We start from the raw sequence: 20,822 nt of genomic DNA on the forward strand, positions 1-20,822 counted from the left end.
AAATATAGATCTAAATGAAGAATTAATAAAACTAAAATAAAGAATAATATAGGGTTGAAAAAATGAGAGGACGTTTAATTTATTATTGTTGAAACTGGTGGCAACCCTACCAGCAAGACTTCGGCACATCATATTTCTACTACCGTTGCTACCTTCCGGTCCTGGCGGGGTTTATAGAGTACAATTGCGAAGTAACCGGCAGGGCTACCATTGCAAGAACAGAGTATAGAGATTTTTAATAAACATGCAAGCCTAAAACCAAGAATTCCTGAATAGAAAAAACTGTTTGATTATTTATAAATCAATATGATGGTCGATGATGTAGAAAACGTGAAACTTCATCACTATATTTTTACTTTAATACACAGCAAGATTGTAAAAGCTTATTGCAATTCAGATCTTTGGCGTTTTTAATGTGCTTATCGTTTTATCTAAAGCTGTCTGTAATAAAACTATTCTATACGGACATGCTTGTAACTACATGGAATTTTTATGATGTTTAAACAGCATGTATTGTGTGCCCTTACATTGACTTGCTCAGGTGCATTATTTGCCAATATTCCAATTGAATCTCGTGGTTTGAGTGGCGCTAATAATGGTACTGTGTATACAGCAAATAATACGGCCATTCAAACAGGTGCTGGCTCTACCCCTATTCCAACCAATTTGAATTGGCAGCTTATGCAGAAGAACCAACAGCTTGAAAATGAATTGCGTAGCTTACGCGGTAAAATGGAAGAGCAAGACAATATTATCGAACAATTAAAAAGTGAACTTACAAACCGCTATGCAGATTTAGATCAACGTTTAGAACTACTCCAACAAAAAGTAGATCCAAGTGAAGACACAGAGGCCGCGGAGGATAACCAACAAGGTACTGTACCCAGTAACAGCTAATACAGCGCCTACACCTGTTAAACAACCTACGACCCAATCAACATTAAGCTCATCTGCAAACCAACCTGTAAATGCAGGTGGTGACTCACTTGAGCTTGAGAAAGCAGCGTATACCGTTGCTTTAGACGCATACAAACAAGGTGGTGCAAAGAAAGCCATTGCACCAATGAAAAACTTTATTAAGAATAATCCTAACAGTGTCTATATTAGCAACGCATATTTTTGGCTAGCTGAGTTCAACCTTGCTGTTGAACCGACCAACTATGCGGAAGCGAAAAAGAACTATAGTATCGTGGTAGATCAATACCCTGAATCGACCCGCGCGCCTAGAGCGTTATATCAACTGTATAGCATTGCAAAAGACGTCGATCGAAATAGTAGTTTAGCAACGCAGCTCAAAAGCAAGCTTATCCAAAAGTATCCAAAATCTGAAGAAGCAGGCTTTGTTAAAAAATAGTCCTATTTTTAACGCAAAAAAAAGACACCTTATAAGGTGTCTATTTTTATTCGCAGTATTTAACGAACGATACCGCGCTTAGACTGCTCAAGTGAGTCAATCAACAATTGCGCTTCTGCCACATCAGGCAAAATTTCAGTACGAATACGCTCAATCGCTTCATTCGTCGTTAAACCATCTTTATAGATCAATTTAAAAGATTCACGTAAACCTTGAATCACATTTTTAGACCAACCTTTACGACGCATTCCTTCAATGTTCATTGCAAAAGCATGGGCTGGATTACCAGATACCATGACATAAGCAGGTACATCTTTCAAAATAAGCGATGCACCACCAATCATACTGAATGAATCGATTTTACAGAATTGGTGAATACCAGAGTTACCACCTACGATGACATAATCACCGATATGGACATGGCCGGCAACGCCGACATTATTGGCAAAGATATTGTGATCACCTACCACACAGTCATGTGCAATATGTGTATTCACCATCAATAAATTGTGACTACCAACTTTAGTTAGACCCTGATCTTGAACAGTACCACGGTGTAAACTACAGTGTTCACGAATCGAGTTATAATCACCGATTTCTAACCAGGTTTCTTCACCAGCATATTTTAAGTCTTGGCAGACTTCACCAACACTGGCAAATTGAAAAATTTCGTTATGTTGACCAATACGGGTATAACCACCCACCACAACATGTGAATGCAGTTTAGTGCCCGCTCCAATTGTGACTTTAGGACCAATAATACAATATGGTCCAATTTGCACATCCGGAGCAATTACTGCTGATGAGTCAATAATGGCGGTAGGATGAATTAATTCGTTATTGCTCATGCTGTCTCTGTTTTCTGATGCGAAACCATAATTTCCGCGGTTGCTGCGACTACGCCATCTACAGTGGCAACACAATTATATTTGTAAATGCCACGCTTTTGCATCACTAATTCCGATTTTAATACAAGTTGATCGCCTGCAACGACTTGTTTTTTAAATCGAACCTTCTCTGCACCAGCAAATAAGAACAGCGAACCCGCTGAAGGTTTCTCATTATTCATAATGAAACCTAAAATACCCGATACTTGCGCCAATGCTTCAACAATCAGCACACCCGGCATAATTGGGTATTCAGGGAAATGGCCTTGTAAAAATTCTTCATTAATCGTTACATTTTTATAGCCTACAATCCCGTTGTCAGTCACTTCAACAACACGATCAACCAATAAAAACGGATAACGATGTGGCAAATATTCACGAATAGTCTGAATAGTCATTGGTAATTCAGGTTTTGTGAAAGCTGGGGTATTCGACTCTGTCATCATAATTATTTACGCAATTTAAATGTTGATTCAAGGGACTCAATTTGAGACTGCATATGATCAAGTCGTTTGACCAATTGGGTCAATGGCACATCTGCTAATTGTTTAAAGCGGATTGCTGCCTTTTTCCAAGAACCACTTTCAAGCATTGGCGTACCTGAAGAATAACTCCCAGCAACGGAAATACTTTTTGTGACCATTGACATACCGGTAATTGTCACATTATCTGCAATATTAATGTGACCTACGATACCAACAGCCCCTGCAAGCACACAATTTTTGCCAATAGTTGTACTACCCGCAATGCCACATTTCGCAGCCATTGCCGTATTTGCACCTACTTTGACGTTATGCGCGATTTGCACAAGGTTATCAATAATGACACCATCTTCCAAAATTGTGTCATCTAAAGCACCACGGTCGATACTACAATTTGAACCAATACGCACATCATTCCCGATGCGTACAGAACCTAATTGAGCAATACGATGCCATTTCCCTTGATAAGGCGCAAAACCAAACCCTTCACCACCGATCACCGTATTCGCATGGATACGTACACGATCACCTAACTTGGCTTCACCAGTAATCGTCACATGCGAATCGATAAAACAATCTTTACCAATTTCTACACCATGATCAATTTTCACTTGGGATTCAATGCGCGTCCCTTCACCCACCACGCTATTCGCACCAATCACCACATAATGCCCAATATAAGCAGTATCAGAAATGATTGCGGAAGGATGAATTTGAGCAGTACTTTCAATTCCTGTTTCTACAGATTTTTTTTCAAAAACATGCGTCAGAATAGCAAAAGCCAGATACGGATTGGGTACAACAATGAAGTTTTGCTGTGAAGGGATTTGTGACTGCATGTCTGCAGTCACAATCAGCGCACCAGCCTGAGACTTTTGAGCTTCATTCAGATATTTATCTGCGTTTAAAAATGCAAGCTGATGTGGTTGAGCACTCTCCAAACTTGCCATTCCGCTGAATTGCAAGTCTAGCTGACCAATACATTGACCTTGAACAAGTTGAGCAAGCTTTTCTAAACTGAATTTTTGAGAATTCATTGATTATTTAATTGCATTAACCTTTTGAATCATTTTATCAGTTAAATCAAACTTAGGGTCATACGCAAGTGCTGAATTTTTATTCAAAACAACATCTAACTTATTTTCTGTGCGCAATTGTTCTGCAACTTGCTTGATTCGAGTATCCATCGTGCGATTTAAGGACTGTATATTCCCTTGAACCGAAGCTTGAACTTTTTGCTGTAATTCAGTCAGCTCTTTAAGTTTAGCTTGATACTGTTGACCCATTTGCTGCTTTTGCGCAGCAGTCAACTTATCACCACCTTGCTGAGCTTTTTGTTGCATTGCTTCCAGCTCTTTAGCAAGTGATTCAATTTTAGTGGTTTGTGGTTTCAATTGCTGTTGAATTTGAGCATTTTGTTGTTTTAGATAAGTGCTTTGATCCACCACCTTTTCTAAATCAACCACACCGTAACCTGCTGCATGTACCACTGCAGAACATGACATACCCAATACTGCCAAACCAGCAAATAATTTATTCATCTTATCAACCTGTAATTTTGTTATTCCCAGAAGGGTCGTACTTAGAATGTACGACCAATCTCGAATTGGATTTCTTTTGTTTCATCGCCAGCTTTGTCATTCAGTGGGAATGCATAACTCAGTGAAATTGGACCAATCATCGTGATCCAAGTAAAACCTGCACCAACGCTATAACGCATGTTATTCATATCAAAGCCGTAGTTATCTTTACAGTATTGACGGTCATCACTAGATTTAGGAACGTCACATTGGGTGTCAAATACTTGTGCGCCTTCAGCAAACAATACTGGACGAACTTGACGCGCCCAATCGCCTTTAAATGGCACAGGTAAAGCCAATTCAGTACCAAATTGAATTAAAGCATTACCACCGACTTCTTCTGGATCGTAGTCAACCTGATTTTGCGCATCATAATACACACCAGGATATTTCGGCCCTAGAGTACTGTTGTCATAGCCACGTACCGAACCAAAACCACCTGCATAGAAATTTTTGTAGAACGGTAAATCATTACCATAGCCTAACTTACCGTAACCACGTAACACAAAGTCTTTACCTAGTGGGAAATAAGCTTGTGCATCATAAGTGATTTTTTGATATTCAACATCACTGCCCGGTAATGCAATTTCGGCATTTACGCGGTGTGACATACCCGATGTAGGGAATACCGGGCGATTCAAGGTGTTGTACGACCAACCTAAGTTAAGGTTATAAGTTAAGAAATCACCTTTAAATTCATTGTCATAAGTAATTTCTTCAACAGCACATTTATAACCAATTATTTCGTTTTTATCATTATATACAGGTACAGTATTTTGAGACTCACCATTAGCATCTTTTGGGCAGTAAGAACCTTTCCCTGTAGCTTTACCACCGTTAGCAAGTAAGTAGTCACGGACATACGTAGATACATATGGGCCTGTAGTTACATCAGTTTGATCAATATTCAAACCCATACTGATACTTTGGTTTTCATCGATCGGATAACCAAAGTTGATACCACCACCAAAACTATCAGTGACGTAGTTGTTAACGTTATAGTCGTTATCTAACTTGGTTTTACGGTAGTACAAGTTATAACCACGGCGTACACCATCAATAGTGAAGTATGGGTCAGTTACACTGAGGTTGTAATAATCTTGAGTCTCTGAACGAGACAAATCGATAGAAACTGCATTACCTGTACCCAAGAAGTTGGTTTGACTCAAACCTGCTTGGAAAGTTACACCGCCACTTTGTGAGAAACCAACAGCTAAAGTACTTGTCCCCGAATGCTGCTCTTCAACATTTACATTTAAATCAATTTGATCTGGCGTGCCCGGAATACGTGCAGGCTTAACATCAACGGTTTTAAAGAAACCAGTACGTTCTAAACGCACTTTAGACAAATCAATTTTTTCGTTACTTGCTAATGCGCCTTCCATTTGACGCATTTCACGACGTAGAACTTCATCAGCTGTTTTCGAGTTACCTGTGAAATTAATACGGCGAACAGTGACTTGCTGACCCGGATTCACATAGTAATTTAAATCAACCAATTTGGTGTCTTTATTGATTTCAGGAACAATGTTTACTTCTGCAAAGTAGTAACCTGCGTTACCGTATTTACGAAGCAAAAGTTGTTTCACACCATTCACTTTTTCTTGTGAATATAAATCGCCATCTTTATAGAGCTTTAATGCGTTTAAATCAGTTTGCGTATAAAGCGTATCACCTAAGAAATGGGTTTCACCAAACTTAAATTGTTCGCCTTCATCCACCGAAACTTCGATAAAGACATGTTTTTTATCTTCACTCAAATTCAGACTTGAATTGGTAATGTTGAAGTTGATGTAACCTTTGTTGAGATACATCGCACGTAAAGCTTCTAAACTCGCAGCCATTTTTTCACGTGCATAGCGGTCATTACGAGAAATGATCGAGTTCCAACCACTTTCTTTTAATGCAAAAATTTGTTTAATTTCGCTTTCTTTAAAAACCGTATTACCAATGATATTAATATCAAATACTTTGGCAGATTGACCTTCTTCAAACTCGATTAAGACATTTACACGGTTATTCGGTTGAGCGGTTGTAATAACTTTTACATCAGCATCGTAGCGACCTTGCTGCATGTACTGTTGTTCTAATTCAGTTTCAACCGTTTGCAAAGATGATTTCTTTAAAACTTCACCTTCGGACAGACCCATTTTCTTTAAGCCTTCTTCCAAGGCTTCTTTAGGAATAAGTTTATTGCCTTTTAGCTCAACTTTAGAAATTACTGGGCGTTCAACCACTGTATATACAAGGGTATTACCGACTTGTGAAGACTTCACATCATCAAACAAACCCGACGCAAACATGCTACGAATTGAGTTTGAAATGATTTGATCATTGACACGATCACCAGCGGAGAATGGGATCATTCCGGCTACATTGTCAGGAGTTAAACGCACTAAGCCATCAACACGAATATCTTGTACTACAAAATCATCTGCTGCATATACTTGTTGTGCTACGGCCATAGCACTAACCAGTGCCAATGGCATAAATAAATGTTTGTGCTGCATGCCAGTCTTTTCCGCTGTTAATTTATTTCGTATAACGTTCTTATAAACGCATAATGTCATTGAATAGAGCCAGTAGCATCATGCTACCCAGCAATACCATACCAATTTTTAATCCAACCAATTGTATTTGTTCAGAAACAGGTTTACCACGAATTAATTCAATAAAATAGTAAATTAAATGACCGCCATCGAGCATAGGAATCGGTAGTAAATTTAAAATACCCAAACTTACACTCATCAGTGCCATAAATGAAATGAAGGTTTGCCACCCCATCTCAGCACTTTGTCCAGCCACTTTCGCAATAGTAATCGGACCAGATAAATTATCTAAACCAACCAAACCACGCACCATTTTTACAATAGAATTCAGGATCATACTAGATATCTGACCTGTTTTTTCTACCGCTTTGCCCATCGCCTCTACAGGCGTGTATTGAATGGTTTGTTTGTATTCGGCTGGAATATTGACTTTACCCGGATCACTTTGTACACCTAAAAACCCTGTGAATTTACCCATTTGGTCACGCTTACCTTGCGGCATCACGCTTAAATGCACAATTTTATTTTGTCGTAAAACATCAATTTTAAGTAACTTTTCTGGAGAAGCTTGTACAACTTGTACAACATCAAACCAGTCTTTCATTTTTACGCCATCGATCGAAACAATTCGATCACCCACTTGCATCCCTTGGCGAATCGCTGCGCCATCTTCACTGAGTTTTGAAACTACTGCAGGAATTTCAGGACGATACGGTGTAAAACCTAGAACATCGAGTGGTGACTGAGTTTGATCACGTAAGAAACTTTGAATCGGTAAACTGAAGTTTTGAATTTGCCCTGCTCGTTCAGCTTGAATTTGAATATTGCCAGTTTCACCTACACGATCAACCAAGGCATAATTCAAGCGCTCCCAAGTGGATACTTGAGTGCCATCTACGGCAGTAATTTTATCACCAGACTGCATTTGCGCAGCCGCTGCTGGCGTATTCGGTAAAATTTTACCTACGCGCGTATTGAGCTGTTCCTGAGCTGGTAAAAATAAAATCCAAAACAACACTACTGCAAAAGCCAAGTTAATGAGTGGCCCTGCCGCAACAATTGCAATACGTTTCCAAGGGTGTTGTCGGTTAAATGCTTTTGGTAAGTCTTCTGCTGCGACATCACCTTCGCGTTCATCCAACATTTTGACATAACCACCGAGTGGCAATGCAGACAGTTGATATTGAATACCTGATTTCTTCGACGTCCACTTGAGCAGTGTTGGGCCAAAACCAATCGAATACACCAAAACCTTTACGCCCAGTTTACGTGCAACGAAATAATGCCCAAATTCATGAATCGCTATCAGCGGTCCAAGTAGCAATATTGCTGCAATAATCATAAACAAGGCATTCATGTCTTAACTTCCTGAATTCAATACTGCTTTTTCAGCAACCATACGTGCCGATTTATCTGCATGCAAAATAACATCAATATTATTTGCAGCTGAGTTTTCAACTTGCCCCAACACATGTTCCACAATTTGAGGGATTTGAGTAAAGCCAATTTTCTCATGCAAAAATGCTGCCACGGCGATTTCATTGGCTGCATTTAAAATCGTTGGAGCTAAGCCACCTGCCTTCATGGCTTGGCGTGCTAATTTTAGCGCTGGGAATCGCTGTATATCAGGCTGTTCAAAGTTTAACTGTGAATGAACAAATAAATCTAATGGAGGCACATGTGTTTGAATACGCTTCGGCCATGCTAATGCATGAGCAATAGGCGTACACATATCAGGATTACCCATTTGTGCCAAAGTCGAACCATCTACATATTGAACCATTGAATGAATGATACTCTGTGGATGGACAACAACTGTTACAAATTGTTCTTCAACTGCAAAAAGATGACAGGCTTCTATTAATTCCAAGCCTTTATTCATTAGTGTTGCAGAATCAACAGAAATTTTTTGCCCCATCGACCAATTTGGATGCTTACAGGCTTGGGCCGGCGTTACACTTTGCAATTGTTCTAAACTATGATGTAAAAATGGACCACCAGACGCGGTAAGTAAAATTTGTTTGACACCTAGCTTTGGCTGACCATGACGCTCACCTTGTAGATAAGTTTCAGGTAAGCATTGGAAGATTGCATTGTGTTCAGAATCGACTGGCAGTAACAAAGCATTATTTTCACGTGCGGTCTGAATCATGATGTCACCCGACATCACCAGCGCTTCTTTATTTGCAAGTAAGACACGTTTACCCGCTTTCGCAGCAGCCAATGTCGGTAGCAACCCTGCTGCACCCACAATAGCGGCCATGACCACATCAACCTGTGGATGTTCTGCTACTGCGATTAATCCTTCTTCATCATGCAGGATTTCAATATCAGTTAATTTTTCAGCTACGAGTAATTGGCGCAGTTCATCCACTTTATTGAATGGAACAACTGCGATTTTCGGTCGATATTGTTTGCATATTTTGACAAGTTCTACAATTCGGCTATGTGCAGTGACTGCAAAAACTGAATACTCTTCGGGGTGCTGTTGCAGAATCTTTAAAGTACTTTGACCAATGGATCCTGTTACACCCAATATACAAACAGATTGTGACATCTATAAATCTACGCCAATTAATTTTAAAACATACATACCTGCCGCAAAGATAGGTGCTGCAGCAAGCAACGAGTCAATACGATCCAGCACACCACCATGTCCGGGAAGAATACGACCAGAATCTTTGATCCCTGCACGACGCTTGATCATCGATTCAAATAAATCACCAAGTACTGAACTAAATACTGTTATTACTGAAAGTATTAAAAATAAAATATGTTCAGCGATGCTTAAATCAAGATAAATAATTTCAACAACAATAACAATTAGCATTGCAGTGAATAGACCGCCATATAAACCTTCGATCGATTTATTTGGGCTCACATCTGGTGCAAGTTTTTTCTTACCAAATTTACGTCCCACGAAGTATGCACCACTGTCTGCACCCCATACCAACAGGAACAGATACATGAGCCACCAAGGTGAGTTCATCCACACAGAAAAAATAGCAGTTACCGCAGCAGGAACTAAGACTAAACCAATACCACTCAGACTCGGGTTATACCAGTTATCGTAATCAGGATAAGACTTCACCCAATAGACACTTAAGATCCAAGTAAAGATCGAAGCCGCCCAAAGCAGTAATGCAACATCTGTAAAATGCAATGCTAGTGCTGAAAGAATAGCAGTGACTAGACCATAGCCCCAAGCGAAAGGTTTAATCACATTTTGTGTATTCCGCGGCATGAGTTTAAACCACTCATAACCCGCGACAGCTGATGCAATAATCATCAGCACAAGCATTGGGTATTTAGACTCGGTTGCAAACATGCAACTCAGTACAACTGAAACCAGTACCAATGCGGTTATTATCCGCTCTAACATTTATTTATTCTCAAACTGCTCTTGTTGAATCTGCTCTGAAGTCTTACCAAAACGACGTTCACGACCACCAAATACCGCTAGTGCGTCATCAAATTCTTCAATGGTAAATTCAGGCCATAATGTCTGGGTAAAATAAAGTTCTGCATAAGCAGCTTGCCAAAGCAAGAAGTTCGAAAGACGGAAATCACCACCTGTACGAATTAACAAATCTACCGGAGGTAGATCACTTAAACTGACATATTGACCAAAGACTTCAGCATCCACTGCTTCAAGATTTATTTTGTTAGTTAAAACATCTGCTGCGATTTGTTTTGCAGCCTGTGCGATATCCCACATACCACCGTAACTAATTGCAATAGTTAAAGTCATGCTGTCGAAATTAGCAGTCCTTTGTTCGGCTTGCAACATTAAGTCACGTAAGTTAGCAGATAAACGAGAACGATCACCAATAAAACGTAGGGAAATGTCAAATTTTTCCATACGCGGCAACTGCTCATGAATGGTTTCTTCGAGAAGAGCCATCAACAGATCAACCTCAAACTGAGGACGATTCCAATTTTCACTCGAAAAAGCAAAAACGGTCAGTGCTTGGATATTTCTTTTACGACAATGTTCAACGATGGGATCTAGGATGTCCTTTCCAGAACGATGCCCTTCACCTTTTTGCATTTGATTCTTTTTGGCAAAACGATTGTTGCCATCCATAATGATGGCAACATGTTTTGGAAGACGGGAAGTTTCTTCAGATGAGGTCATTAAAACTTAGACCTTCATCAATTCAGCTTCTTTTGCAGCCAGACGTTTTTCAACTTCAGCAACGAATTTGTCTGTAATTTTTTGAATGTCATCACCCGCACGACGCTCATCATCTTCAGAAATTTCTTTTTCTTTCAACAATGCTTTGATATCACCTAAAACATCACGACGGATGTTACGGATCGCAACTTTTGCATTTTCAGCTTCGTTACGTGCAACTTTCTGCATGTCTTTACGTGTTTCTTCTGTTAATGCAGCCATAGGAACACGGATCGCATCAGCAGTAATCGGGTTTAAGCCCAAGTCAGATTCACGGATTGCTTTATCAATTGCAGCAACCATTGAACGTTCAAAAGGCTGAACAAGTAAAGTACGAGAGTCTTCTACACCCACGTTCGCTACTTGGTTTAATGGCACATCAGAGCCATAGTAAGGAACCATAACACCATTTAAAATTGATGGGTGCGCGCGCCCTGTACGAACTTTAGCAAAACCATGCTCTAGAGAATCTAGAGATTTGTTCATACGGTCTTCTGCGTCTTTTTTAAGATCGTTAATCATGTGATCTTCCTTACTTAATTCGAAAAGATGTAAATTCTAAAATAGCTTGTAGTATAAAGAGCTTTAAGGCCCACGTACATTAGTTAGTAACGTGAGTACCCTCTTTTTCACCCATTACCACTGAAAGTAATGAACCTGATTTGTTCATATCAAATACTTGAAGTGGAACGTTGTGGTCACGGCATAAGCAGATCGCAGTTAAATCCATCACACCCAGTTTTTCATCTAAAACTTGGTCAAATGTTAATGCATCGTATTTCACTGCATCTTCATATTTGCTTGGATCTTTGTTGTATACGCCATCAACTTTCGTCGCTTTAAGAATAAGATTGGCTTCAATCTCGATACCGCGTAAGCATGCCGCTGTATCTGTCGTAAAGAATGGGTTACCCGTACCTGCGACAAATACACACACTTCGCCACGAGTTAAATGACGAATAGCATCACGGCTAGAGTATGATTCAACTACTGCACCAATGGGTAAAGCCGACATTAGACGAGTTTTGATATTACGTCGTACCAAAGCATCACGAAGCGCCAAACCGTTCATCACCGTGGCCAACATACCCATTTGGTCACCTGTTACACGGCCAACCAAACCATCTTTTTGTAATTGGCTGCCACGGTAAAGGTTACCACCGCCGACAACGATACCCACTTGAACACCCAAACCAACAAGGTGCGCAATTGCGAGTGACATTTGATCGAGCACTTGTGCATCGATACCCATCTCTTTATTGCCCGCTAAAGCTTCACCTGAAAGCTTAAGCAGGATGCGACCAAAACGTGGTTTTTTAGAATCAAGCATCATCAACTCCGAATTATTTAATTTCAATTATTTTTAATGAATCGTTTAAGCAGACTTAACCGAGATTAGTTTTGCAAATAAGTCATATTCATCTGCATCTGTGATTTCTACTTCAAGTAAATCACCTGCTTTAATCACTGACTTATCGATATCTTCAACAAAAACATTACCATCAATTTCAGGTGCATCTGCATAAGAACGCGCAACAGCAACTGGGAACTCTTCTTCAAGATCATCCACAAGTACTGTCATTTTCTGACCGATACGACTTTGCAATTTCGCAGCAGAGATTTCTTGCTGAACTTGCATGAAACGTTCATAACGCTCTTGTTTGATTTCTTCAGGCACATGATCTGGCAAATCATTTGCAGTCGCGCCTTCAACTGGTGAGTAAGTAAAACAACCCACACGATCAAGCTGCGCTTCTTTTAACCAATCAAGCAACATTTGGAAGTCTTCTTCAGTTTCACCCGGGAAGCCCACAACAAATGTAGAACGAATCACAAGATCAGGACATTTCTCACGCCAAACTTTTAAACGCTCTAGTGTATTTTCACTGTGCGCAGGACGTTTCATGAGTTTTAAAATCTTAGGACTCGCATGTTGGAATGGAATATCCAAATACGGCAGGATTTTGCCTTGTGCCATTAAGTCAATCACAGCATCCACATGTGGATATGGATATACATAGTGCAGACGCACCCAGATACCCAATTGACCCAATGCTTCACACATGTCATAGAATTTGGTTTTAACGGGCTGACCGTTCCAGAAGTCCAATTTGTATTTGGTGTCTACGCCATAAGCCGATGTATCTTGAGAAATCACAAGGACTTCTTTTACGCCTGCTTTTTTCAGCGCTTGAGCTTCAGTCAATACTGAACCTACTGGACGAGAAACCAAATCACCACGCATGCTCGGAATAATGCAGAATGTGCAACGATGGTTACAACCTTCTGAAATCTTCAAATAAGCATAATGTTTTGGTGTTAATCGAATACCTTGTTCAGGTACTAGATCAATAAACGGATTGTGTTTCGGTGGCTCAGGCACGTATTCGTGCACAGCTTCCATCACTTCTTGATATGCCGCAGCACCTGTCACTTTTAAGACATTTGGGTGCATTTGGCGAATTTTGTCTTCGTCTTTACCTAAACAACCAGTCACAATTACGCGACCGTTTGAACTCATCGCTTCGCCAATGGCATCTAGCGACTCTTGTACTGCAGATTCAATAAAACCACAGGTATTTACAACTACTAAATCGGCACCATCATAATCTGATGCTACATCATAACCTTCAGTCTTTAACTGAGTTAAAATTCGTTCGGAATCTACCAATGCCTTAGGACAACCTAAAGAAACAAAACCGACTTTGGGGGATTTCATGAATCTGCGCTCCACTATAATCCGCGTATTGTATGTCTTTTCAAAACATAAAAACAGGTGAAAAGGCCACTCTTTATATCACGCACCAAAATAATGCTATAAATTCATCCATATAATTTCATTTGCACCATTTTAATGCATTTTAGATTTACAGCCTGTTTTTAATCAGCTATACACTTTATTTAAAGTCTTAAATAAGCGCATTTATTCAAATAAGCATCAAAACTTAGCGTATTTCTCAAATAGTTGGCTTATATCTTGCATAACTTGCATCAATTCGAACCTTATTAGATTGAACGATTTGCTTTATGAAGATGCCATTGCGCCATTTTAAGACAGGAACCTCTCGCTAATGGATCAGATTATGACGATTGATTACCGGCTTTTAGTGGATAATTTAACCACTGCCATTTTATTGGTCGATAGCAACCTGAATATTTTTTATTTAAATTCATCTTGTGAAGCGCTTTTTGACATCAGCTTACTTCGTGCATCAGGTCAGCCTGTATTAAATTTACTCCATATGCCCGATGATGAATTCAATACGCATGATGCATTAATGAATACATTAACTTCTGGTCAACACTATACGCGCCGAGAAGCAACGATTAATGTCAACTTTAAAGACATTCATGTCGATTACACTGTGTCACAGCTCAACTCTGGCAAACCCTACCACCCGTTGCTATTGATTGAATTGAATCAAATCGACCGGATGTTGAAAATCTCTAAAGAAGAAAACCTGATTCAACAGCATCAAGTCGCACGACAACTGATTCGTGGTGTTGCCCATGAAATTAAAAATCCACTCGGTGGTATCCGTGGGGCGACACAACTTTTAGCGCGTAGCTTAAATGATCCGAAGTACAGCGAATTCACCGACATTATTATCAGTGAGGTGGATCGATTACGTAATCTTGCTGACACTATGCTTGGCTCTAGACAATTGCCAAGTTACGAGCCAGTCAATGTGCACGAACCACTTGAACGCGTCCGTTCACTGATCGTCAACCAAACCAAGAAGAAAATTAAGATCACCCGTGATTACGACCTTTCTTTACCGGATGTTTTCGCAGATCGTGATCAATTGATTCAGGTCATGCTGAATATCAGTGTTAATGCCGTTCAGGCAATGACGGAAAACAAAGAGTTCTTTGTTGAGCACCAACCAGAACTCACTTTGCGCACACGTATTCAACGTTTAGTCACCATCAACGGTGTATTAAAACGCTCTGCGGTACGCGTTGACATCGAGGACAATGGACCGGGTGTCCCACAAGAAATATTAGAATCCGTATTTTACCCTTTAGTGACAGGACGAGCGAAAGGCACAGGTCTCGGTCTAAGCATTGCACAAAATATTATGCATCAACATAACGGAATGATTGAATGCCAATCAGTTCCTGGAAAAACAGTATTTAGCCTATATTTACCTTGGGAGTCAGATCATGTCGCGTAATAAGATTTGGGTCATCGATGATGATCGCGCCATGCGTTGGGTGCTGGAAAAAACATTCAAAGAAGAAGGTTTTGATGTTACCAGTTTTGAAGAAGCACAATCCGCTTTAGATCAGTTAAGTGTCGATGCGCCAGATGTTATTTTGACAGACATCCGTATGCCGGGTATTGATGGACTGACCTTTTTAGGTAAAGTCAAAGGCAACTACCCTGACTTACCTGTAATTATCATGACCGCACATTCAGATTTAGAATCTGCTGTGTCGAGCTATCAAACGGGTGCTTTTGAATATCTACCAAAACCTTTTGATATTGATGAAGCTTTAGCACTTGTAAACCGTGCAATTTTGCATATTGCCAAATTACAACAACAAGAATCTGCTAAAACCGTTCAACCGATTCAATCTACAGAGATTATTGGTGAATCACCTGCTATGCAGGAAGTCTTCCGTGCCATTGGTCGTCTTTCTCAATCACACATTACCGTATTAATTAATGGTGAATCAGGCACGGGGAAAGAATTAGTTGCGCATGCATTGCATAAGCATTCACCACGTGGCAACAAACCTTTTATTGCCCTCAATATGGCGGCAATTCCAAAAGATTTGATCGAAACTGAATTATTTGGTCATGAAAAAGGCGCGTTCACCGGTGCCAACACACAGCGTCAAGGTCGTTTCGAACAAGCCAATGGCGGGACTCTTTTCCTTGATGAAATTGGCGACATGCCATTTGAAACCCAAACCCGCTTATTGCGTGTTTTAGCGGATGGCGAATTCTACCGCGTTGGTGGTCACATCCCAGTCAAGGTGGATGTCCGTATCGTTGCGGCAACGCACCAAGACTTAGAAAAGTTAGTCCATGAAGGTCGTTTCCGTGAAGACTTGTACCACCGTCTAAACGTCATTCGTATTCATATTCCAAAACTTGCACATCGTAGTGAAGATATTCCGATGCTTGCACAGCACTTCCTTGCAAGTGCAGGTAAAGAACTTGGGGTAAGTCCGAAGATTCTGCGTCCTGAAACGCAAGAATACATGCAAAAACTACCGTGGCAAGGTAATGTCCGTCAGCTCGAAAATACCTGTCGCTGGCTAACAGTCATGATCACAGGCCGTGAAGTTTATCCAGAAGATTTACCTTCTGAATTAAAACAGATTCCAATTCAAGGCACAGATGGTAACCCTGCTGCTCAAGGGATTGATCGCATCGGTGTGCATCATTGGGATGAGCTACTTGGTCAATGGGCAGTACAAAAACTTAAAAATGGTGAGATGAAAATTCTCGACATTGCCACACCAATGTTTGAACGCACCCTCATCAATGCTGCACTACAGCAAACACGTGGGCGTAAGCGCCATGCAGCAGAACTTTTAGGTTGGGGCCGTAACACCCTCACACGTAAACTCAAAGAACTCGGTATGGACAGTGCCGAAGATGATGTCGAAGAAGAATTAGAAAGTTAATTTTTTTGATTAACATTAAAAAAGCCAGTCACTTGACTGGCTTTTTTTATTTAGAGATTTTTTAGCAATATTTTATGCCGTAAAGCCGACATAACGTGAATAACCTTCCACCCCTAAATCAGACTTATATATCAGAAACTCAGGGAAACTTGAGGCGGTAATTTCAGTAAACATATGATATTGATCATCATTGGCATGCAAGTCATCGACTGTATGCTGCATGGTTTGCTCAAATTCATCGGTAATAAACTCAAAACCAATATCCATTGCAATAAACAGCACATGCTCACATGGCTGCACATACTGCTCTTCTGACCAATCAATCACTTGCTGCTGGCAATGTGGACACTGAATGTTATCTGAGGGAGAAATATCAAGTTCGATCAATTGATAAGACATAAAAGTAAATTTATTCATAAATATTAGATTTATTCTAACAAAACTTAGTTTCAGCTAAAGATATTTATTCAATAAAAAAGGAGCCGTAGCTCCTTTAAATATGACTGGTTTTGACTATTTCTTAAGGGATGACTTATAGGCTGACAATGCAGCCACTGCGATAGCTGACAAAGCAATACCCGGCGCACTTGCAATTAAAATACCTGTCGTTCCTAGACCTAGCGCCAAAATCTTACCTGTGAGTAATGGACCTGTCATTGCACCCAAACGACCCCATGAAATCGCACTCCCCACACCTGTTACTTTCCCAGCTGGTGTATAGAAAATTGGAGAGATCCCATACAAAATCGATTGACCACCTGTAGAGAAAATCCCGCCCATGATGCCTGCTGCGATAAGTACAGGAATTGAATTTGTTGTGAACAGTACAAACAATGCTACAAACAAACCTGTATAGATAATCACTGCCATTTGCCATAATTTTAGGCGATCAAGTAAGTAGCCTAAACCCAGCGTACCAATCACTGCGCCCACTTGGAACATCAACATGATCATGAAAGCTTGTTGCTTTTCCAACCCTTGTTCCATAAGCAAGTTAGGCAACCAACTGATCAGAATATAGTTTACCATTAAGGTAAAGAAGAAACTCAACCAAAGCGGCAATGTATATTTATAACGCTGTTCAGCAAACAGGATTTGCCCCATCGCTGGAACAGCTTCTTTGGTTTCTGCCTGAACTTTTTCTGTACGCTTATCTTTTAAGATAATCGCCATGAATGGAATCAAGATTAAAGGCGTTAAACCACCAATTAAAAATAGTGTATGCCAAGAGATATCTTTAAAAATAATACCCAAGCCAGCAACAAAGATTGCACCTACGGGTAAGCCACAGTACATCAAACTATTTAAGCGTCCACGGTTAGCATCCGTCGCTTCATCACCCACCACCGAGATCATCGTTGGCATCGCAGCGCCCAAACCTAAACCTGTAAAGAATCGTGCGATATATAAAATTTCAATACTTGGTGCAACTGCCGTTATAGACATAAATACACCGAAGATAAAAATCGACAACATTAGGACTTTCTTCTGCCCCAAATAGTCAGCGACACGCCCCCCAAAGAACGCGCCAAATAACATACCAAATACACCCAAGCTAAACACATAGCCCATTTGCACCTGATCTAAGGAAAATGTCGCTGCGATTCCTTTTGCTGCGATACCGGGTGCTTGTAGGTCAAAACCTTCAAAAAATGCCACCCAGAAACACAAAAATACTGTTAGAATTTTTTGCATTTTTCCCGATTGTTGATTTGCCATAATCGAACTCCATTCATGTAGCGTAAACCCACTTGTACGCCATACCCTGAAGTTTCGGCTTTATTGGGTAGAATAAATACCACTACAAAGGTCGGAATTCACACGACCAAAAGCCCACCATTAAGACTTAAAACTTTGTATATCAATAGTTTTTAGATCTTATTTTTTGTATTTATAATTAATTATCAATCACTTAGGTTTATGAAAGATTTTAATAATCAAACCATAGCTAAAACTAATGATGATCAAAATATTCATTTAATCCGATCAAATACCAACAGCCAATAATTTTTAAGCAATAAAAAACCCGCAACTGAGCGGGTTTTTTATTTAACTCAAAACCTTATGCAGATTTTTTCGCTTGGTTATTCTTACGGATGGTAATCATCACCAATTGAACAGCCGCAGGTGTAACACCCGGAATACGACTTGCTTGTGCCAATGTTTCAGGCAATACATTTTTCAGCTTCATGGTGATTTCACGTGAAAGACCAGAAACGACATCATAATCAAAATCAGCTGGAATACGCGTATCTTCCAAACGCTTCATTTGCGCAACATCTTCTTGCTGACGGTTAATATAACCCGCATATTTCACAGCAATTTCAATTTGCTCTCCAACAAATGCTGAAACTTCAGAACCCGTCAATTCAGCAATTTGCGCAAAGTTGATATTTGGACGTTTTAACAAATCAATTGCATTGGTTTCTTTAGACAGGTCATCACCAGTCATTTCAACGAATTTTTTGCCTAGTGGATTGTTTGGCGCTGCCCAAAGGTGTTGTAAACGTCCTTTTTCAGTTTCAACTGCTTCCATTTTTTGGCAGTACGAATCCCAACGCGCATCATCCACCAGACCCATTTCACGGCCAATCGCAGTTAAACGCTGATCCGCATTGTCTTCACGCAACATCAAACGGTATTCCGCACGCGAAGTAAACATACGGTACGGTTCTTTAGTACCCAAAGTAATCAAGTCATCAACCAATACACCCATGTACGCTTCATCACGTTTTGGTGTCCATTGCTCTTGATCCCATGCACGACGTGCTGCGTTTAAGCCTGCAAGCAAACCTTGCGCACCCGCTTCTTCATAACCCGTTGTACCGTTAATTTGACCTGCAAAATACAGGTTATTAATCGATTTGGTTTCTAAAGAGAATTTCAATGATTGTGGGTTGAAATAATCATACTCAATCGCATAACCCGGACGCAAAATGTGCGCATTTTCCATACCACGAATCGAGCGAACCAATTCAAACTGAACATCGAATGGTAAAGAAGTTGAAATACCATTTGGATAAAGCTCATGTGTATCCAAACCTTCAGGTTCCAAGAACACTTGATGCGAATCTTTATCGGCAAATTTATGAATTTTATCTTCAATCGATGGGCAGTAACGTGGACCCACACCTTCAATCACACCAGTATACATTGGTGAACGGTCTAAGCCGCCACGAATGATATCGTGAGTTTTCTCGTTGGTATGTGTGATATAGCAATTGATTTGCTCAGGATGCATCGACGCATCACCCATGAATGACATAGTCGGAGATGGGAAATCACCCGGCTGTGGCGTCATCACAGAGAAATCAACTGATCGTGCATCGATACGTGGTGGTGTACCAGTTTTTAAACGACCTACAGGTAAGTTCAATTCACGAAGGCGCGCAGCCAATGAAATTGAAGGAGGATCGCCCGCACGACCACCTGAAGCATTATTTAGACCTACGTGGATCACACCACCCAAGAATGTACCTGTAGTCAATACAACAGTTTTCGCATCAAAGCGAATACCCATTTGGGTGACTACACCTTTAACGGTATCGCCTTCAACAATAAGGTCATCAGCTGCTTGTTGGAAAATATCCAAGTTCGCTTGATTTTCTAAGGTTTCACGAATCGCAGCTTTATAACGAATACGGTCAGCCTGTGCGCGAGTCGCACGAACAGCCGCACCTTTACGTGAGTTTAAAATACGGAATTGAATACCACCTTTGTCAGCAGCCAATGCCATTGCACCGCCAAGCGCATCAATTTCGCGTACTAAATGTGATTTACCAATACCACCGATGGCTGGATTACAGCTCATCTGCCCTAAAGTCTCAATATTATGAGTTAAGAGTAAAGTCTGTCGACCCATACGTGCCGCAGCAAGAGCTGCCTCAGTACCCGCGTGACCGCCGCCGATAACAATGACATCGTAAACTTTAGGATAATGCATAGTGGTAAAGGAGATTAAAAAAGGATGACGGAAGATTATAGCAAAAATTCACCGATAAGTTGACTGATTAACTCGATTTTATTGTTATTGACTACTGTTTTATGCCTATATATTTCTTTATGAACATACATACTTTGCATATTCCATATAAAAATATACATTTCTCAAGCAAATGTTACTCGAAGATTGTTGTTTTATTCTGATGAT

General features: G+C 40.3%; 17 protein-coding genes, 1 other RNA gene and 1 pseudogene. 3 read left to right on the plus strand and 16 right to left on the minus strand.

All coding sequences use genetic code 11. The features are described from left to right. Positions 1-104: 104 nt before the first annotated feature. Positions 105-201: signal recognition particle sRNA small type (ffs, locus tag MST18_RS08820), an RNA gene on the minus strand. 291 nt (positions 202-492) lie between these two features. Here ffs and MST18_RS08825 point away from each other — a divergent pair. Then, a pseudogene (locus tag MST18_RS08825) lies at positions 493-1,354 on the plus strand (YbgF trimerization domain-containing protein). A gap of 59 nt (positions 1,355-1,413) precedes the next feature. Here MST18_RS08825 and lpxA read toward each other — a convergent pair. From lpxA to rimO, 12 genes are all read right to left on the minus strand, one after another. Beyond that, on the minus strand, positions 1,414-2,202 hold the full coding sequence (gene lpxA / locus MST18_RS08830) for an acyl-ACP--UDP-N-acetylglucosamine O-acyltransferase (RefSeq protein ID WP_078193526.1): 789 nt from the start codon (positions 2,200-2,202) through the stop codon (positions 1,414-1,416). Then, complete coding sequence (gene fabZ, locus MST18_RS08835) at positions 2,199-2,684, minus strand: 3-hydroxyacyl-ACP dehydratase FabZ (RefSeq protein ID WP_171263789.1); 486 nt, start codon at positions 2,682-2,684, stop codon at positions 2,199-2,201. Before fabZ ends, lpxA begins: the two co-directional genes overlap by 4 nt. A gap of 5 nt (positions 2,685-2,689) precedes the next feature. Next, on the minus strand, positions 2,690-3,760 hold the full coding sequence (lpxD, locus tag MST18_RS08840; protein ID WP_180133070.1) for a UDP-3-O-(3-hydroxymyristoyl)glucosamine N-acyltransferase: 1,071 nt from the start codon (positions 3,758-3,760) through the stop codon (positions 2,690-2,692). A 3-nt stretch (positions 3,761-3,763) separates the two neighbouring features. Further along, positions 3,764-4,264, minus strand: a complete 501-nt coding sequence (locus MST18_RS08845) for an OmpH family outer membrane protein (protein ID WP_180133069.1) — start codon at positions 4,262-4,264, stop codon at positions 3,764-3,766. A gap of 41 nt (positions 4,265-4,305) precedes the next feature. Then, positions 4,306-6,873: an outer membrane protein assembly factor BamA gene (gene bamA, locus MST18_RS08850; RefSeq protein WP_373692663.1), complete on the minus strand. Its 2,568-nt coding sequence runs from the start codon at positions 6,871-6,873 to the stop codon at positions 4,306-4,308. Then, entirely contained in the window at positions 6,854-8,209 is a 1,356-nt protein-coding gene (gene rseP / locus MST18_RS08855; RefSeq protein ID WP_180133067.1) for an RIP metalloprotease RseP, read from the minus strand. Before rseP ends, bamA begins: the two co-directional genes overlap by 20 nt. A 3-nt stretch (positions 8,210-8,212) precedes the next feature. Then, positions 8,213-9,409, minus strand: coding sequence for a 1-deoxy-D-xylulose-5-phosphate reductoisomerase (ispC, locus tag MST18_RS08860; protein ID WP_180133066.1), 1,197 nt, complete (start codon positions 9,407-9,409; stop codon positions 8,213-8,215). Continuing rightward, a complete protein-coding gene (locus tag MST18_RS08865) occupies positions 9,410-10,234 on the minus strand; it encodes a CDP-archaeol synthase (protein WP_078193533.1) in 825 nt (274 codons plus the stop codon). Then, entirely contained in the window at positions 10,235-10,990 is a 756-nt protein-coding gene (uppS, locus tag MST18_RS08870; RefSeq protein ID WP_180133065.1) for a polyprenyl diphosphate synthase, read from the minus strand. Between the two features lie 6 nt (positions 10,991-10,996). Next, positions 10,997-11,551, minus strand: a complete 555-nt coding sequence (gene frr / locus MST18_RS08875; RefSeq protein WP_078188724.1) for a ribosome recycling factor — start codon at positions 11,549-11,551, stop codon at positions 10,997-10,999. A 79-nt stretch (positions 11,552-11,630) separates the two neighbouring features. Continuing rightward, positions 11,631-12,359, minus strand: a complete 729-nt coding sequence (pyrH, locus tag MST18_RS08880; protein WP_078193535.1) for a UMP kinase — start codon at positions 12,357-12,359, stop codon at positions 11,631-11,633. A gap of 45 nt (positions 12,360-12,404) precedes the next feature. Next, positions 12,405-13,748 carry a 30S ribosomal protein S12 methylthiotransferase RimO gene (gene rimO / locus MST18_RS08885; RefSeq protein WP_111883759.1) on the minus strand — a complete coding sequence of 448 codons (1,344 nt, stop codon included), beginning with the start codon at positions 13,746-13,748 and terminating at the stop codon, positions 12,405-12,407. Between the two features lie 352 nt (positions 13,749-14,100). Between rimO and glnL the strand changes: the two genes are divergently transcribed. Then, positions 14,101-15,207 (plus strand): nitrogen regulation protein NR(II), encoded by a 1,107-nt coding sequence (gene glnL, locus MST18_RS08890; RefSeq protein WP_180133064.1) that lies wholly within the window; start codon positions 14,101-14,103, stop codon positions 15,205-15,207. Then, positions 15,197-16,672, plus strand: a complete 1,476-nt coding sequence (gene glnG / locus MST18_RS08895; protein WP_168377613.1) for a nitrogen regulation protein NR(I) — start codon at positions 15,197-15,199, stop codon at positions 16,670-16,672. The genes glnL and glnG overlap by 11 nt, the downstream gene beginning before the upstream one ends. A 72-nt stretch (positions 16,673-16,744) precedes the next feature. On the opposite strand, the gene MST18_RS08900 is transcribed toward glnG, so the two are convergent. From MST18_RS08900 to mnmG, 3 genes are all read right to left on the minus strand, one after another. Beyond that, entirely contained in the window at positions 16,745-17,071 is a 327-nt protein-coding gene (locus MST18_RS08900) for a hypothetical protein (RefSeq protein ID WP_078193710.1), read from the minus strand. A 114-nt stretch (positions 17,072-17,185) separates the two neighbouring features. Then, positions 17,186-18,391: a 3-(3-hydroxy-phenyl)propionate transporter MhpT gene (gene mhpT, locus MST18_RS08905; protein ID WP_180133063.1), complete on the minus strand. Its 1,206-nt coding sequence runs from the start codon at positions 18,389-18,391 to the stop codon at positions 17,186-17,188. A gap of 343 nt (positions 18,392-18,734) precedes the next feature. Then, positions 18,735-20,615 carry a tRNA uridine-5-carboxymethylaminomethyl(34) synthesis enzyme MnmG gene (mnmG, locus tag MST18_RS08910; RefSeq protein WP_180133062.1) on the minus strand — a complete coding sequence of 627 codons (1,881 nt, stop codon included), beginning with the start codon at positions 20,613-20,615 and terminating at the stop codon, positions 18,735-18,737. Positions 20,616-20,822 lie beyond the last annotated feature (207 nt).

This window comes from Acinetobacter sp. YH12068_T, assembly GCF_024606005.1.
GTDB classification, from domain to species: domain Bacteria; phylum Pseudomonadota; class Gammaproteobacteria; order Pseudomonadales; family Moraxellaceae; genus Acinetobacter; species Acinetobacter amyesii.